This window comes from Kitasatospora herbaricolor, assembly GCF_030813695.1.
Classification (GTDB): domain Bacteria; phylum Actinomycetota; class Actinomycetes; order Streptomycetales; family Streptomycetaceae; genus Kitasatospora; species Kitasatospora herbaricolor.
In genome coordinates this window covers 1,160,873-1,176,514 of record NZ_JAUSVA010000002.1, presented here as the reverse complement: position 1 = coordinate 1,176,514, position 15,642 = coordinate 1,160,873, and the positions used below count along the sequence as shown (strand labels likewise).

Genomic DNA, 15,642 nt, shown 5'->3' with positions numbered 1-15,642 from the left:
CGCTGAACCCGGGCCGCCCGGCGGCTTGCGCCGGCCCGGCGGCCCCGCGACAGTGACGGGATGACGACCGACGAGCGGGCGATGCTGGCGGTGGCGCTGGAGGAGGCCCGGCGCGGCCTCGCCGAGGGCGGGATCCCGGTCGGCGCCGCCCTCTTCGGCCCCGACGGCGTCCTGCTGGGCCGTGGCCGCAACCGCCGGGTCCAGGACGGCGACCCGTCCGTGCACGCCGAGACGGCGGCCTTCCGCGCGGCCGGCCGGCTGCGCGGCTACGCCCGGACGACCATGGTGACCACGCTCTCGCCCTGCTGGTACTGCAGCGGCCTGGTCCGGCAGTTCGGCATCGGCCGGGTCGTGGTGGGGGAGGCGAGGACCTTCCACGGCGGGCACGACTGGCTGGCCGAGCACGGGGTGCGGGTGACGGTGCTGGACGACGAGGAGTGCGCCGCCCTGATGCGCGGCTTCGTCGCGGAGCGCCCGGAGCTCTGGTACGAGGACATCGGCGAGTAGCGCCGCCGGCTCCCGTGCGTCAGGTCCGCAGGTCCGCCGGTCCGTCTCCGGTCCGCCGCGACCGGACGGGCCTGACCGGGTTGCGTCAGGCCCAGAACTCGTCGGCGACCGCCAGGTCCTCCACGCATTCGTCCAGGTCGGTGACCTTCTCGCCGACGATCCGGAACATGATCCCGCCCATGGCGTCCAGGCTGTGCGCGCCGCGGGTCGCGGTGGCCCGGTGCACGGACATCACGTGCCCGCGGCCGTCGACGAACAGGCGCTGCAGTTCGACCCGGAAGGTCCCCGCGGTCTGGACGCCGAGCTGCTGGTAGTAGCCGAGGACGGCGTCCAGGCCCTTGTAGTCGCCGGACAGGGTGTGGGTGCCGGGGACGTGGTGCGTGGCGTCCTTGGCGATGATCTCGGACATCGTCTGCATGTCACCGCGGGAGAACGCCTCGTACCCTCGGCGGACCAGGGCGATGTGCGGGTGCTCGGCCATGGGAATCCACCCTTTCGGAGCGGTTCGTCCGTTCCCTCCAGCTTGGCACCTGCCCGGCCGGCGAACCACCGCTCGCCGCCCCCGGGCAGCGGGAGCGGCGAGCGGTGCGGTGCGGTCAGGCGTTCACGGACGCGGGCAGCAGCGCCGGCGGCGGTGAGGCCGGCTCGGAATCCTGCTCCGAGGTCGAGGTGGAGGTCGCGCTCGCCGTCCCGCCGGCGGAACCGGTGGCGGTGGCGGGGTTCGCCGAGCTGGCCGGCGCCGTCGCCGTCGTGGTGGCCGTGGACGCCTCCGAGGCCGACGGCGAGAGGGTCGCCGGCGGCGAGGACTTGCTCGCCGACGAGGTGGCCGAGGAGGAGGCGGAGGACGGCGACCCCGTGGACGGGGTCCCGGTGGCCGGGTGCGAGGAGGTCGACGAGGTGGCCGAGGAGGAGGCGGAGGACGGCGATCCCGTGGACGGGGTCCCGGTGGCCGGGTGCGAGGAGGCCGACGAGGAGGTCGACGAGGAGGCCGAGGCGCTCGCCGTCGGCGAGGTGCCGGGGACGCCCGGCGCCAGCGGCTCCTTCGGCGCGGGGACGGGCTTGTCCGCCGTGGTCGGGTGGCCCGTCTCACGGGCGAACCACGTCCCGGTGGAGACGTTGACCAGGACGATCTGGGTCACCGGCGCCGGCGCCGGCGTCACCACGATCAGCGAGGAGGGCTGGAAGGACGACCAGGCCTTCCCGGTGTACGTCACCCCGCCCGAGGCCAGCACCGGCGGGGTCAGCGGGTTGCCGCAGGCGCAGCGGACCCGGGGGACGCCCTGCGAGTCGACCAGGACGGCGGTGCCGGCCTGCAGGACGGCCTGGTAACCGTTGGCGCTGCCGTTCCGGTAGTTGTGGTTGGTGACCCGGGTGTCGGCCCGCAGCACCACCGAGGTCAGCGAACGCAGGTAGCCGGGGATCGCCGACTGCTCGATGCCCTCGGCGGCGGCCCAGGCCTTGCCCTTGTCACCGGAGGCCGTCTGGGTGATGAGCTTCTCGACGTCGCAGGCCGGCTTCTTCATCTCGCCGCCGTACAGGCCGGTGGCCGACCCCTGGACGCTGCGGATGGCCGTGGCGCCGGACGGCGACACCTGGCCCCCGGCGGAGGCCGCCGTGGACTCCGCCGGCCCGGTCTCGGTCGCCACCGACTCCGTGAACGGGGCGTCACCGGCGTCCGCCGGCGTCTGCAGGGCGACCTCCTTGACGGCGGGGCTGCTGCTGCCCCCGCTCTGGTGAGTGACGATCAGCAGGCCTGCGACCAGTGCCAGGACGGCCGTCCCCGCGATCGGCGCCACCCGGCGCCAGTTCCGCCACCACGGTGACGGCGGCTGGCCGGTCGGACCGCTCGGCGGTGACGGCGGCGGGCCCGAGCCGGGGCCGGAGCCGGGGCCGGAACCGGGGCCCGAACCTGCGCCCGACGAGGACCCGGAGAGCGGTCCGGAGGGCGGACCTGACGGGGGGCCGGATTGCGGTGGGGAACTCATCGGGTCTCCATTCCGGCGGCAGCCGGGGGACGCTGCCGACAGGCTGATGTCCTGTCCTTTCTGCCCCGGAACATCACCACCCGCAACAGCAGGAGCAGTTGGCCGCCCCGGGCGTCCGGCCGGGCCGATGCCGGCCGGCGGCGCAAGCGGGCGCAGCCGAACGGGGTGCCCGGGGGCGGCCGAACGGGCCACGCCGGGTCGTGGCGGCGGCCCGCCGGGTGCGTTCGGCCCAAGGCGGGTGGGCGGGCCCGGCGGACCTGGGCGACCCTGGACCCACGGGTGACCCGCGGCGCGGTTGCCGCCGCCCCGCGGCAGGCGACACGGACTGGGACCACCTCGGCACCCGCGCGACACCGACCCTCCCGGACCTCAGGAGCAGGTATGCAGCAGCAGCCCCCGCCCGGCCCGGACCGGCCGCCCGGCGAGGCGGTCCCGCCCCGCCGGTCCGGCTCCCCGGGTCTGCTGCGCGGCTGGCTGGACGCGCTGGCGGTGGTGCTCTCGGGGCTGGTGGTGATGACCGCGCTGGCCGCCGGAGGTCTGCTGCTCGGCCGGGCCGACTCCCTCCCGGGCGGGTCGTTCCCTTCGGTACTCGCCGCGACGCTGGCCCTGGCGGTCGGCGGCAGCGTGCGGATCGACGGCGGTGCGGGTTTCTTCGCGGAGGTGAGCGCGGGCATCACGGTGATGCCGCTCTCGGTGGGGCTGGCCGGCGCCCTGGTGATGGTCGAGGTGTTCCTGCGCCAGCTTCGGTTCCGGGCGGTCGCCGCCGGCGGCGAGCTGCTGGGGCGGGTGGCGCGGGTGGTGGTGCTCTGGCTGGCGGCGCTCGCGGTGATCGTCTCGGTCGCCCGGCACACCTTCGTGGTGGAGATCGGCGGAGACCTGGCCCGGACGATCGGCGGGGCGCTCGGCCTGACCCCCGAGGTCGGTTTCCACGCGGACGTCCCGCGCACCCTCGGCTTCGGGCTGCTCTGGTTGCTGGTGGTGCTGGCGGCGGCGTTCGCGGTCTCGCGTCGGGCGCCCCTGCCGCGCGCGGCCCTGCCCTACCAGCAGGCCGTCCGCCCGGCGGCCTTCGCGGTGCTGATGGTGCTGCTGGCGTACGCGGTGATCGGCGTGCTCGTCGGGGTGGTCACCGCGCTGGTCCACGGGAACGCGCGTGAGACCCTGGCCGTCGTGCTGCTGGCGGTGCCCAACCTGGCCTGGCCGGCCTTCGGCCTGGGCCTGGGGGCGCACTGGCACGGGCACCTGACCGGTGCCATCGGCCTGCCGATGCCGCAGGTGCTGGCGGACGTGCTGCGCACGCCGGACGGCCGGGAGGTCACCGTGAGCCTGGGCACCCTGGCCGAGGCCGACGGGCGGATCGGGTGGCTCCCGGTGCTGGCCGGGGTCCTGCTGCTCGGGGCCGGCTTCCTGATGGCCCACCGCTCGCCGAAGGGCGTGCGGCTCTGGCAGCACGCCGTGCGGATGAGTCTGGCGCTGGCGGTCACCATGCTGCTGATCGGGGTGCTCTCCCGGGTCTCCGCCGCCTACGGCCTGGCCGTCCTGGGGGTGGACACCGACGAGGGCGGGCTCGGCGGGCTGCTGGGCTCGGTGCTGGGCGGGAGCACCGCGCGGGACCTGGGCAGCGGCTCGCTGTCGCTGCAGCCCGAGCTGTGGTGGGCGGTCCTGATCGGGGCGGGTTGGGGTCTGGCAGCCGGTGCGCTGGGGGGCCTGCTGGCGGGCCGGGTCCGGCGCCGCGGCGAGGTCCCCGAGCAGGCCGGCCCGGGCTGACGGGCGGGTCCGGCCTCTCAGCGGCCCGGGCCGCCGGCTCCCGTCCCCGGCCGTCCGGGCGCGAACACCGGCAGCGCCCAGGCGGGCGGCGAGGGCGGTGCGGCCGGCACGGGCGGCATCCCGCCCGGCCGGGCGGCGGCCAGGGCAGGGACCACCTCGGTGGCCGGCCCGGCCGACTGCCAGCGGCCGCCCTCAGCGGGCGCCCCCGTGGTGGCGGCGCGCAGCTCCGCGACGAAGCCCAGACAGGTGTCGTACCGCTCCTCGGGCGTCTTGGCGAGCGCGCCGGCCAGCACCGCGTCCACCGCCGGGGGGAGGTCCGGCCGGAGCGGGGTGACCGGCGGCGGCGGCTCGTTGAGGTGGGCCCAGAGCAGCGCGACGTCGTCCTCGCGCCGGAACGGCGGGGCGCCCGCCAGCATCTCGAACACCACGCAGCCGAGGCTGTAGAGGTCGCAGCGGCCGTCCACCGGCCGCCCGGAGATCTGTTCCGGCGCGGCGTAGTCCAGGGTGCCGACGATCTGTCCGACGGTGGTCAGCCCGCTGAGCGAGAGCGACTTCTTGGTGAGTCCGAAGTCCGCCAGGTAGAGGTGCTCCGGGTGCTCGCTGTCCGTCCCCGCCGCGACCAGGATGTTGCCCGGCTTGACGTCCCGGTGGACCAGCTCGTGCTCGTGCGCGGCGTCGAGCGCGGAGGCCACCTGGGCCGCCATCCGGACGGTCTGGTCGGCCGGCAGCGGGCCGTCGCGGTTGAGCAGGGTGCGCAGGTCCCGCCCGGGGACGTAGCGCATGGCGATGTAGAGGATCCCGTCCGCCTCGCCGGCCTCGAAGACGGGGATGATGTTCGGGTGGTCGATCGCGGCGGCGACCTGCGACTCGTGGATGAAGCGCCGGCGGAACACCTCGTTGCGGGCCAGCTCGGGTGCCAGCAGCTTGACCGCGACCGTCCGGCCCAGCCGCAGGTCCTTCGCGCGGTAGACCACGGCCATGCCGCCCCGGCCGCTCTCCCGCTCCAGCTCGTACCCGGCGATCCGGCGGCCGACCATGCCCGAGGGCAGGCTGGGCGAGGGCTCGGTGGTCTTCTCGGGCGCCCGTTCGGTCGGCTGGTCCGGCTGCGGCCCCGGTCCGGCGTTCACCGGTCACCCGTCCGGGTGGGTTCGTACCCCGCCGGGCGGGCGGCGCCCCCGGGCGTGGCCGGGCCGGCGGGCGGCGGGCTGCTGGGCCGGGCGGGCCCGCCCGGCGGGGGAGCGCCCGGTGCGGCCGGGTCGGGCGGCGGCGTGGCCGGCGCCGACGGGTCGGCGGGGCGGCCGGCCGCGTAGGTCTGCAGCTGGAGGCCGTCGCAGTAGCACCAGCGGTCGTGCACGTGGTCGTACAGCCAGAGCGACTCACCGTCGACCAGGACGCCGATCCGCAGCCCCTGGGCCCGGCGGCCGAAGGTCTCCAGGTCGATCCGCCCCTCGGCGAGGTCGTCCAGCAGCCCCCGGTGCAGGCCCAGCGCGCGTTCGGCCTCGGCCAGCATCGGGCGGGGGTCCGCCGCCCGGCTGAGCGGGCCGGTGGCGGTGCCGGGCTCGGCGGGCAGGGTGATCAGCAGCCGGCCGTCCACCCAGGCGGACCATCCGTTGGAGCAGACGATCCGGCTCCAGTCGCCCTGCCGGTCGAGCAGCTGGACGGGCAGCAGCGGGTCGAGCCGGGCCGAGGGGTGCGAGGGATCCGGCGCCGTCCAGGTCGGCATTCCGTCCTGCGGGGCCACATGGGTGGGACGGAACACGAACTCGTTCATACTCCGGTCCTATCCATCGGGAGGCCCGTCCGCCACTCGGCGCAGGCCCGGCGGGGCCTGCGCCGAACGGGGCCGGCGCGGCGCCGTCACTTCCGCATGATGGCGGGCTCGTGCCGGCGCAGCAGCAGGGAGACCGCGACGGCGAGTGCCAGCGACAGCACCACCAGCATCCCCATGCAGGTCAGCCAGACCGAGGAGGTGTGGCGGAACAGCGGGTCGGCGGTGAGGTTGGTCGGCAGGATCTTGTGCAGGTCGATGGTGGCGGCCATCGCGCCCAGGCCCCAGCGGGACGGGACCAGCCAGGCGAACTGTTCCAGGCCGGGCACGTCGTGCAGTTTGAGCATGGCACCGCTGAAGACGATCTGGATCACCGAGAGCAGCACCAGCATCGGCATGGTGGCCTCCTCGCGGCTCACCAGGGCGGAGATGAGCAGGCCGAGCATCATCGCGGTGAACGAGAGCAGCGCGACGGCGAGCGTGATCTCGATCAAGGGGTCGAAGTACAGTCCGCTGCTCACCGCCACGCTCAGGTCGACCCCGAGGAGCCCGACCGTGGTGAGGACGACCGCCTGGACCACGGTGATCACCCCGAGGACCACGATCTTGGAAACGAGGTAGGCGGACCGGGACAGGCCCACCACCCGTTCCCGGCGGTAGATCGCCGTCTCCTTGATCACTTCACGGACGGCGTTGGCGGAGCCGGTGAGCACGCCGCCGATGCAGAGCGTGAGCAGGCAGTTGAGCGCGTTCTCGGAAGTCAGCTTGGACCCCGCCATCGCGCGGCACATCGCGCCCACGATGAAGGGCAGCGCGACCATGATGACGAGGAACATCCGGTCGGCGGCCAGCACCGAGGAGTAGCGGCGGACCAGGGTGCTGAGCTGGGATCCCCAGCTCTGCGGCTTGGGTGGCGGCGCGTAGGCCTGCGCTGCCGCGGCCGGCGGGGCCGGCCGCTCGACGGCGGAGGCGATGTACTCGCCGTACCGGGAGGACTCCCGGAACCGGCTCGCCCAGGCCCGGTCGTCGTCGCTCTCGAAGGCCTCGAAGGCCTGCGGCCACTCGTCGAAGCCGAAGAAGGCCAGCGCCTCCTCGGGCGGGCCGTAGTAGGCGGTGCGCCCGCCCGGCGCGAGCACCAGCAGGCGGTCGCAGACGTCCAGGCTCAACACGCTGTGGGTGACCACGACGACCGTCCGGCCGTCGTCCGCCAACCCGCGCAGCATCTGCATCACCGAGCGGTCCATGCCGGGGTCGAGACCGGAGGTCGGCTCGTCGAGGAAGAGCAGCGAGGGCTTGGTGAGCAGTTCGAGGGCGACGCTCACCCGCTTGCGCTGCCCGCCGGAGAGGCTGGAGATCACCTGGTCGGCCCGTTGGTCCAGGCCGAGTTCATGGATCACCTCGGTCACCCGGGCCTCGCGCTCGGCCTTCGCGGTGTCGCCGGGGAAGCGTAATTCGGCGGCGTACCGCAGGGCCCGGCGCACCGACAACTGGGTGTGCAGGATGTCGTCCTGCGGGACGAGCCCGATCCGCTGGCGCAGTTCCGCGTAGTCCCGGTAGAGGTCGCGGCCGTCGTAGAGGACGCTCCCGTCGTCGGCGGGCCGCAGGCCGGTGAGGGCGTTGAGCAGGGTGGACTTGCCCGCGCCGCTCGGCCCGGCGACGGCCACCAGGGTCTTCTCGCCGACCGGGAAGCTGACGTTGTCCAGCAGGACGCGCTGCTCCTTGCCGACCCGGACGGTCAGCCCCTGGACGTTCAGGGACACCGAGCCGGTGTCGGCGTACTCGACCAGCTCGCCGCCCTGCAGGCAGAACGCCGAGTGCCCGATGCCGATGATGTCGGCCGGGCCGACCGGGGCCGCCGTCACGAGGCCGCCGTTGAGGAAGGTCCCGTTGTGGCTGGCCAGGTCGGCGATCTCGTAGCGGCCGTCCGCCAGCACGCGCAGCTCGGCGTGGTGCCGGGAGACCACCAGGTCGTCCAGCACCAGGTCGTTGTCGTCGGCGCGGCCGATCCGGATGGTCCGGGTGGGCAGCGGCCGGACCCGGGTCGGCTCCCGGAAGATTCCCGACGCCTCGGGCGCCACCAGCGAGGGGCGCTCGTAGACGGTCGGCTCGGGCAGGCTGCTGAAGCTCGCCGACGGCCCGTCGGTCGGATTGCCGAACCGGACGGTGCTGCCCGGCTCCACGCCCCACTGCCGGACCCGGTGGCCCTCGGCGAAGGTGCCGTTGGTGCTGCCGACGTCCTCCAGCAGCCAGTGGCCGTCGTCCGCCCGCAGCACCGCGTGGTGCCAGGACACCCGTGGATCGTCCAGGACGATCTCGCTGGTGGGGTCCCGTCCGACGTGGTACGCCCGGCTCGGGGCGATCAGCTGCGAGTCGGTGTCGGTGGCCAGGACCAGTGGCGGCGCGGTGGGCGCGCCGGCGCGCTCTCCCATACTCGGAGTCTAGGCCCACCCGCCGCCCGGCGCCCCGTCAGCGTCTCGCCCGGCGGCGGGCGACGAAGAAGCCGATGACCATCCCGACCAGCAGGGTCACCGTCAGCACCACCCAGAGCGGCAGGGTGACGGTGGGGATCCACAGCCGGATCGAGACCGAGCCGGTGTTGGCGGCGATGAACCAGATCGCGAGCACGACGAGGATGCCGATCCCGATCGTGCGCAGCCGTACCGCCCGGCCCTTGACCGTGACCTTCGAGGGCTCGTGCGGCGGCAGGGTTTTCTCAGCCATGGCCCCAGTATCGTGCGAATCGCCCCACTCGCACCGTTCGGGCGATCTGTTCCACCGGCCACCGCCGTGACGGACGGGGCCCTTGTTCGCTGTCGGTGTTCGCCGTTTTGCTCCCTGTAGCGGGCACTTCGTTGGACAATCGGGGCATGAGCGAATCGGTGGGCGAGGGCGGGGACCCGGGGCGGCGGACCGACCGGGATCGTGACGCGGAGGGCCGGGCCCGCAACGCGCGGCCGCGGGACGGTCTCGGCCGGCCGCTGCCGTACGGCGCGGCCGGTGTGACCAGGCAGGAGGAGGGGGTGCCGCGCTCGCCCGAGGAGGCGCTCGCCGAGGCCCAGCGCCTGCTGGACGCCGGGCGACCGTTCCACGCGCACGAGGTGCTGGAGGACATGTGGAAGGCGGCTCCGGCCTCCGAGCGTCAACTCTGGCGCGGGCTGGCTCAGTTCGCCGTCGGCCTCACCCACGCGGCGCGCGGCAACTCGGCCGGCTCCGGAGCGCTGATGGCCCGGGCGGCCGAGGCGCTGGCGCCCTTCGCCCGGAGCGCCCCGTACGGGATCGACGTGACCGCGCTGGCCCGTTGGGCCGGTGAGCAGGCCACCCGTCCCGCCTACTCGGTGGCGCCCGACACCCCGAGGCTGCGGAGCGGGGCGGCCGGCCGCTGAGCCGGTACCCGCGGGCCGGGCCACCGGGCGTGGCGTTCGCTACTCGGCCTCGGTGAGGACGCGTGCCAGGGCCGCCACGGCGGCGGCCGCGTCCTCGCCCTCGGCCCGTACGGTGACGTCGGTGCCCCGGGTGGCGCCCAGGCCCATCACCGCCAGGATGCCGGTCGGGCTGACGGACCGGCCCGCGTGCTCCACCCGGATGCCGCTGCGGAACCCGGCGGCCGCCCTGGCCAGCGCACCGGCCGGGCGGGCGTGCAGGTCGACGGGGAGCCGGACGGTCGCCTCCGCGGTCGCCGGCGGGCCGGCCTGGACCCGGGCGGGGGAGGGGGGCCGGGCTCCGGGGCCGCCGGTCGGCGGGGGCGGTGCGGCGGGGACGGCTTCAGAACTTCCGGACATCGCGGGCCTCCTCGGCTGCGCCGGCGACGGCGTGCAGGTCGGCTCCCACCGAGGCGGTGACGGCGGCGGCGACCGCGCCCTCGACGAAGGGGGCGTCGACCAGGACGACGCCCGGGCGCGGATGGTCCGCCAGGACGGCACGGGCCGTCAGCACCGAGCTGCCCAGGTCCGGCAGGAGCACCACGCCGGCGCCGTGGTCCGCCCGGTCGAGGGCTTCGAGGACCAGGTCGTAGCTGGTGCCGATGCCGCCGTCCGCGGTACCGCCCGCGGCGATCACGGGGACGCTGTCGGAGCCGATCTGCGCCAGGAGATCGCGCAGTCCGCAGGCCAGTCCGGGGCTGTGGGACACGAGTACGATGCCGACAGTTTGACTCATGGGCAGATGCTAGATTTTGGAACACTGTTCTGCAATACCGAAAGCAGGTAAACCCTCATGGTTCAGTCGGTCCACCGGGCGGTCCGTGTCCTTCGGGAGTTGTCCACCGCCGGCCCCCGGCTGGGCGTGACCGAACTGGCCGAGCGGATCGGCATCGCCAAGCCCACCGTGCACGCGCTGCTGCGCACCCTGGAGGCCGAGGGCCTGGTGCGCCAGGACCGGGAGACCGGCAAGTACCTGCTCGGCCCGGGCCTGCTCCAGCTCGGCAACTCCTACCTGGACACCCAGGAACTCCGCACCCGCTCGGTGACCTGGGCCGACGCGCTGGCGACCGGGACGGGCGAGGCGGTCTGGGTGGCCGTGCTCGCCGGTGACCACGTGCTGGTGGTGCACCACGCCTTCAGGCCCGAGGGGGCGGTGCAGATCCTGGAGGTCGGGGCCAGCATCCCGTGGCACACCTGCGCCCTCGGCAAGGCGGTCGTCGCCTTCCAGTCCTCGGCGCAACGGGCCGCCCTGCTGGCCGGCGAGCTGGGGCGGCTGACCGGCCGGACCCTGACCGACCCGGCCGCGCTCGCCGCGCAGTTGGAGGAGGTGCGCGGGATCGGGTACGCGACCGAGGAGCAGGAGGCGGCGCTCGGCGACGCCGGCATCGCCTCGGCCGTCTTCGACCGCTCCGGCGAGGCGGTCGGCGCGGTCGGCGTGGTCGGCCCGGTCGAACGGCTGCTGGCGGACGACGCGGTGCGCCAGAAGCACGCGGTGGCCGTCCGGGAGGTGGCCAGGAACCTGTCGCGGGAACTCGGTGCCGGCCGCGGCACCCCCTGGCAGGCCGGGGCCTGAGCCGGGCCGGCCGCTCGCCCGGCCGGGGATCGTCCGAGGTCGCGGCCCCTGCCGGGCGGCGGCCTCGTCGGCATGCCCGGCGCCGGGGGAGGCCGCCCGCCGGAGGCCGGCCACCGTGCGTGCAGCGGTGGCCGACAGAGTGTGGACAGGGCTCTTGACACTCCGCGAAACGCGGGCTTAAGTTCCGAACACGTTTCAGGTATGACGAACGGGTTTCCTGAGTGTTTCTCCACCCCGGCCAGGGCCCGACCCCCTTCTTGATCCGCGCACGCGGAGGAGGTGACCGCCCTGTGTCCCGAGCGGGTCGCAGGCGTACCCCATGACAGAGAACTCCCTTTCCCGGAAGCTGTCCGCCGAGCTGCTGGGCCCGGTGACCCCGGCCCGGGTCGGCGTCGGCGCGGTGCCCGCGACGCCGCTCCTCGGGGCTGACGCACCGTTCGCCACGGCCCGACCGGGCATGACGGCGCCGGCGTCCGCGCCGGCGCTGGTGGCGCTGGGATACGCGATCGGGCCCGTCGCGGGCGGCCGGACCGACCCCGCGGTGACCCTGGCGCTCGCGGCCACCGGCCGGACGCCGGTGCGGGAGGTCCCGGGCTACCTGCCGGCCGCCGGCCACCGACCCGCCGCCGGGGTGCCGGCCGCGGCCAGGGCCGCCGCCGACGTCGAAGGAGTGCGCTCGTGAAGAAGTTCCTCAACACCCCGGAGTCGGTGCTCGACGACGCGCTCGCGGGCCTGGCCGCCGCCCACCCGCGGCTCGACGTCGACGTGGCGGCGCGGGTCGTCCGGCGGGCCGGCGCCGTCCGGGCCGGCAAGGTGGCACTGGTCTCCGGCGGCGGGTCCGGTCACGAACCCCTGCACGGCGGCTTCGTCGGCACCGGGATGCTCGACGCGGCCTGCCCGGGCGAGATCTTCACCTCCCCGGTGCCCGACCAGATGCTGGCGGCCGCGACCGCCGTCGACCAGGGCGCGGGGGTGGTCCTGATCGTCAAGAACTACACCGGCGACGTGCTGAACTTCCGGATGGCGGCCGAACTCGTCGCCGACCAAGGCATCCAGGTGCGGACGGTGCTGGTCGACGACGACGTGGCGGTGACGGACTCCACCTGGACGGCCGGCCGCCGCGGCACCGGCGCCACGGTCTTCGTCGAGAAGATCGCCGGCGCGCTGGCCGAGCAGGGCGCCGGACTCGACGAGGTGGCCGCCGCCGGTCGGCGGGTCAACGAGCTGTCCCGCTCCTTCGCCGTCGCGCTGACCGCCTGCACCACCCCGGGGGCCGGCAAACCCGGTTTCGAGCTGCCCGAGGACGAGATGGAGGTCGGCGTCGGCATCCACGGCGAACCCGGCCGCCGCCGGGAGAAGCTCGGCACGGCCCGCGGGATCGTCGCCGAGGCCCTGGCGGCCATCCTCGCCGAGCCCGTGCTCGCCGGTACCGACCAGGCCCTGGTGATGGTCAACGGACTGGGCGGCACCCCGCTGATCGAGCTGTACGTCCTGTTCAACGAAGTCAGCAACCAGCTCGCCGCCCAGGGCGTCACCATCGCCCGCAGCCTGGTCGGGAACTACGTGACCAGCCTGGACATGGCCGGCGCCTCGATCACCGTCTGCCGGGCGGACGAGCAGCTGCTCGCGCTGTGGGACGCGCCCGTGGACACCCCCGCCCTGCGCTGGGGCGGCTGAGACCGGGTGCGTCCGGACGGTGACCCCCACTCCCGGCCGGGCGCACCCACCCCCCACACGGGCGCACCCACCCCCACCCGGGCGCACCCACCAGCCCCGGCGCGCCCCGACGCCCGTACGTGCCAGGGGAGTTCCGAGCCCGGCCCGCGTACCGGCCGGACCGGTACAGACCGGCCCCCGTACCGCCCCCCGCGCCGCCCAGCCCGAGTCCGACCAGCATGAAGGAGAACCCCGATGGACATCGCCCTCGCGAGGCACTGGGTGCAGGCCATCGCCGTCGCCATGGACGAGCACCAGGACCGGCTCACCCAGCTGGACTCCGCCATCGGCGACGCCGACCACGGCGCGAACATGCACCGCGGCTTCAACGCCGTCCTCGCCACCCAGGTCTCCTACCGGCCCGACTCGGTGGGCCAACTGCTGGTCAAGGTCGGCAGCACGCTGATCTCCAGCGTCGGCGGCGCCTCCGGTCCGCTGTACGGCACCGCGTTCCGGGCCGCCGGCAAGGCCCTGCCCGGCACCGACCCGGACGCGGCCGAACTGCTCGCCGCCCTGCGGGCCGGGCTGGACGCGGTGCGTGAACTCGGTGCGGCCGCCCCCGGCGACAAGACCATGGTCGACGCCTTCCTGCCCGCCCTGGACGCCTTCGAGGAGGAGCTGCGCGCCGGCGGCGACCTCGGCGCCGCCGCGGCGCGGGCCGCCCGCGCGGCCGAGGACGGCGCCCGGGCCACCGTCCCGCTGCAGGCGCGCAAGGGCCGGGCCTCCTACCTCGGCCCGCGCAGCATCGGCCACCAGGACCCGGGCGCCACCTCCACCGCGCTGGTCTTCGGCGCCCTGGCGACGGCGGCGGCCGCGCGATGAACCGGCGCTCGTTCGGCGGGCGGGCCGCCTCGGCCGGCGTCGCGCTCGGCACGCTGCACCGCACGGACCGTCCGCCGGCCCTGCCACGGCCGCGGGTGGCCGGGAGCGGGGCGGTGGACGGCGGGGCCGCCGCGGGCGGGAGCCGGACGGCCGCCGCGGAGGGTGTGGCGCGTGCGGAGGCGGCCCGCGAGGAGACGGTCCGCGAGGGGACGGTCCGCGAGATCGAAGCCGCCTTCGACGCCGTCGCCGAGCACCAGGACCGGCTCTCCGCCTCGCTGCGGGCCGGCGGCCGGATCGAGCAGGCCGACATCATGGAGGTCGTCGGCTACCTCGCCCAGGACACCGACCTGCGCACCGCCGCCACCCGCCGGGCGGCCGAGGGCGCCTCCGCCGCCGAGGCCGTCCGGGCCGCCGTCGAGGAGTACGCCCGGGTCATCGGCGCACTGGCGGACCCCACGCTCGCCGAGCGGGCCGCCGACCTCCGCCAGGTCGGCCGCCGGGCGTTGGCCTGGCTGGGCGGTGTCGGGCTCGCCCGCCCCGCCGGCCCGCTCGTCCTGATCGCCCACGAGGTCGGCGCCGCCGACCTGCTCGAACCCGGCAGCGAGGTGGTCGCCGCCGGCTCCGTGACCGGCGGCCCCAACTCGCACGCGGCGATCGTCGCCCGCTCGCTCGGCATCCCGCTGCTGCTCGGCCTGGACCCTGCCGTCCTCGACCTGCCCGACGGCGCCGAGGCGCTCGTCGACGCCGCCCGGGCCGGCCTGACCGTCCACCCCGCCCCCGGTGAGCGGGCCGGCGCCCTGGCCGCGATGGACCAGGCCCGCAGCCGCCGGGCCGCGCTGGCCGCCGAACGTCACCTGCCCTGCGAGACCCTGGACCGGCACAGCGTGATCCTGCGCGCCAACGTCGGCACCGCGGCGGACGGCGAGGCGGCCCTGCGGGCCGGCGCCGACGGGGTCGGCCTGCTGCGCACCGAACTGCCCTTCCTGGAGGCCCGCCGCTGGCCCGACGAGGAGCAGCACGCGGCGGCGCTGGCCCCGGTGCTGCGGGAACTCGCCGGCCGTCCGGTCACCGTGCGGACCCTGGACTTCGCCGACGACAAGGTCCCGCCCTTCCTGGCCGGGGCCGGCCCGGACGGCCGGATCGGGCGCGGCCTGCCGCTGATGCTGGCCCGGCCGGAGGCCTTCACGGCCCAGTTCCGCGCCCTCCTCACCACGGGCGCCGGCACCGACCTGCGGATCATGATCCCGATGGTCGCCGCCCCCGGGGAGCTGCGGGCCTGCCGCGAACTCCTGCGGGCGGCGGCCGCGTCCCTCGGCGTCCCGGTGCCGCCGCTCGGCGTCATGGTCGAACTGCCCGAGGCCGCCGCCCGGGCCGAGGAGCTGGCCCGGGAGGCGGCCTTCCTCTCCGTCGGCAGCAACGACCTCACCAGCCGGATCCTCGGGCTCGACCGCCGCGACCCCGCCGCCGGGCCCGCCCACACCGCCCACCCGGCGGTGCTGGCGGCGATCGGGCAGGTGGTCGAGGCCGCCCACCGGCACCGCCGGCAGGTGTCCGTCTGCGGGGACGCGGCCGCGCACCCTCTGGTGATTCCGCTGCTGATCGGTCTCGGCTGCGACGTGCTGTCCGCCGCCCCGGCCGTCCTCGACGAGATCCGGGCCAGGATCCGCCGGCTCGACGCCGAGGCCTGCGCCCGGGCCGCCCGCGAGGCTCTCGTCGCCCGGGACGTCGAGGAGGTCTGGGGGATCGTCGAACGGTACTGCTCCCCGGTGCTGCCCCCGTGGTCGACGTCGGGAGTTCGTCGGGTTGATCATGCGGTGAGGTGGAACGAGGATTCGTCCGGGTGACGGGTGGTGTGGCGGTCGAGCCCGGCCGGCAGATCCTGCGCACGGTGTCCGTCAGCGTGCGCCGCGTGGACGTTGAAGATCCCAAAGAGGTGGTCCGGCGAGGGTGTGACCTGCTCTCGGAGCACTACGAGCGGGCATTCGGCAGCGAGACGAAGTACGGATCGTGGATCGAGGATTTGCTCGGCCGGCTGTCGGAGGCCGGCACCGTCCGAGACGAACCGCTCATGGCTCGTGCGGGCCGCCC

16 protein-coding genes are annotated in these 15,642 nt (G+C 75.4%); 8 read left to right on the top strand and 8 right to left on the bottom strand.

Features of this window, described 5'->3' with window-relative positions:
- Nucleotides 1–60 precede the first annotated feature (60 nt).
- The gene (locus tag J2S46_RS05565; RefSeq protein ID WP_191292688.1) at nt 61–507 is read left to right on the top strand and encodes a nucleoside deaminase; all 447 of its coding nucleotides are present in this window, start codon (nt 61–63) and stop codon (nt 505–507) included.
- A gap of 85 nt (nt 508–592) precedes the next feature.
- On the opposite strand, the gene J2S46_RS05560 is transcribed toward J2S46_RS05565, so the two are convergent.
- Both J2S46_RS05560 and J2S46_RS05555 read right to left on the bottom strand, forming a co-directional pair.
- Nucleotides 593–988 (bottom strand): nuclear transport factor 2 family protein, encoded by a 396-nt coding sequence (locus J2S46_RS05560; protein WP_191292687.1) that lies wholly within the window; start codon nt 986–988, stop codon nt 593–595.
- Between the two features lie 115 nt (nt 989–1,103).
- On the bottom strand, nt 1,104–2,303 hold the full coding sequence (locus J2S46_RS05555; protein WP_191292686.1) for a DUF6777 domain-containing protein: 1,200 nt from the start codon (nt 2,301–2,303) through the stop codon (nt 1,104–1,106).
- A gap of 570 nt (nt 2,304–2,873) precedes the next feature.
- On the opposite strand from J2S46_RS05555, the gene J2S46_RS05550 reads away from it, so the two are divergent.
- Nucleotides 2,874–4,256: a streptophobe family protein gene (locus J2S46_RS05550; protein WP_229913135.1), complete on the top strand. Its 1,383-nt coding sequence runs from the start codon at nt 2,874–2,876 to the stop codon at nt 4,254–4,256.
- A gap of 17 nt (nt 4,257–4,273) precedes the next feature.
- Here the strand turns inward: J2S46_RS05550 and J2S46_RS05545 are convergent, their stop codons facing one another.
- The 4 genes from J2S46_RS05545 to J2S46_RS05530 all read right to left on the bottom strand — a co-directional run bounded on the left by J2S46_RS05545 (nt 4,274) and on the right by J2S46_RS05530 (nt 8,745).
- Nucleotides 4,274–5,293: a serine/threonine-protein kinase gene (locus J2S46_RS05545; RefSeq protein ID WP_191292752.1), complete on the bottom strand. Its 1,020-nt coding sequence runs from the start codon at nt 5,291–5,293 to the stop codon at nt 4,274–4,276.
- 86 nt (nt 5,294–5,379) lie between these two features.
- Nucleotides 5,380–6,027, bottom strand: a complete 648-nt coding sequence (locus J2S46_RS05540) for an SH3 domain-containing protein (RefSeq protein WP_191292685.1) — start codon at nt 6,025–6,027, stop codon at nt 5,380–5,382.
- Nucleotides 6,028–6,113: 86 nt separating this feature from the next.
- Entirely contained in the window at nt 6,114–8,453 is a 2,340-nt protein-coding gene (locus J2S46_RS05535) for an ABC transporter ATP-binding protein/permease (RefSeq protein WP_191292684.1), read from the bottom strand.
- A 37-nt stretch (nt 8,454–8,490) separates the two neighbouring features.
- Nucleotides 8,491–8,745, bottom strand: a complete 255-nt coding sequence (locus J2S46_RS05530) for a LapA family protein (RefSeq protein WP_191292683.1) — start codon at nt 8,743–8,745, stop codon at nt 8,491–8,493.
- A 146-nt stretch (nt 8,746–8,891) separates the two neighbouring features.
- Between J2S46_RS05530 and J2S46_RS05525 the strand changes: the two genes are divergently transcribed.
- A complete protein-coding gene (locus J2S46_RS05525) occupies nt 8,892–9,407 on the top strand; it encodes a DUF309 domain-containing protein (RefSeq protein ID WP_191292682.1) in 516 nt (171 codons plus the stop codon).
- A gap of 39 nt (nt 9,408–9,446) precedes the next feature.
- Here the strand turns inward: J2S46_RS05525 and J2S46_RS05520 are convergent, their stop codons facing one another.
- Together J2S46_RS05520 and dhaM are read right to left on the bottom strand one after the other, a co-directional pair.
- Entirely contained in the window at nt 9,447–9,803 is a 357-nt protein-coding gene (locus J2S46_RS05520; RefSeq protein WP_191292681.1) for an HPr family phosphocarrier protein, read from the bottom strand.
- Nucleotides 9,787–10,179: a dihydroxyacetone kinase phosphoryl donor subunit DhaM gene (dhaM, locus tag J2S46_RS05515; RefSeq protein ID WP_191292680.1), complete on the bottom strand. Its 393-nt coding sequence runs from the start codon at nt 10,177–10,179 to the stop codon at nt 9,787–9,789. The genes J2S46_RS05520 and dhaM overlap by 17 nt, the downstream gene beginning before the upstream one ends.
- A 57-nt stretch (nt 10,180–10,236) precedes the next feature.
- On the opposite strand from dhaM, the gene J2S46_RS05510 reads away from it, so the two are divergent.
- The 5 genes from J2S46_RS05510 to J2S46_RS05490 all read left to right on the top strand — a co-directional run bounded on the left by J2S46_RS05510 (nt 10,237) and on the right by J2S46_RS05490 (nt 15,398).
- On the top strand, nt 10,237–11,016 hold the full coding sequence (locus J2S46_RS05510) for an IclR family transcriptional regulator (RefSeq protein WP_191292679.1): 780 nt from the start codon (nt 10,237–10,239) through the stop codon (nt 11,014–11,016).
- A gap of 319 nt (nt 11,017–11,335) precedes the next feature.
- Nucleotides 11,336–11,698, top strand: coding sequence for an MIP/aquaporin family protein (locus J2S46_RS05505; RefSeq protein ID WP_191292678.1), 363 nt, complete (start codon nt 11,336–11,338; stop codon nt 11,696–11,698).
- A complete protein-coding gene (gene dhaK / locus J2S46_RS05500) occupies nt 11,695–12,693 on the top strand; it encodes a dihydroxyacetone kinase subunit DhaK (protein ID WP_191292677.1) in 999 nt (332 codons plus the stop codon). The genes J2S46_RS05505 and dhaK overlap by 4 nt, the downstream gene beginning before the upstream one ends.
- 234 nt (nt 12,694–12,927) lie before the next feature.
- The gene (gene dhaL / locus J2S46_RS05495; protein WP_191292676.1) at nt 12,928–13,554 is read left to right on the top strand and encodes a dihydroxyacetone kinase subunit DhaL; all 627 of its coding nucleotides are present in this window, start codon (nt 12,928–12,930) and stop codon (nt 13,552–13,554) included.
- Nucleotides 13,551–15,398 (top strand): putative PEP-binding protein, encoded by a 1,848-nt coding sequence (locus J2S46_RS05490; RefSeq protein WP_191292675.1) that lies wholly within the window; start codon nt 13,551–13,553, stop codon nt 15,396–15,398. Before dhaL ends, J2S46_RS05490 begins: the two co-directional genes overlap by 4 nt.
- Nucleotides 15,399–15,642: the final 244 nt, after the last annotated feature.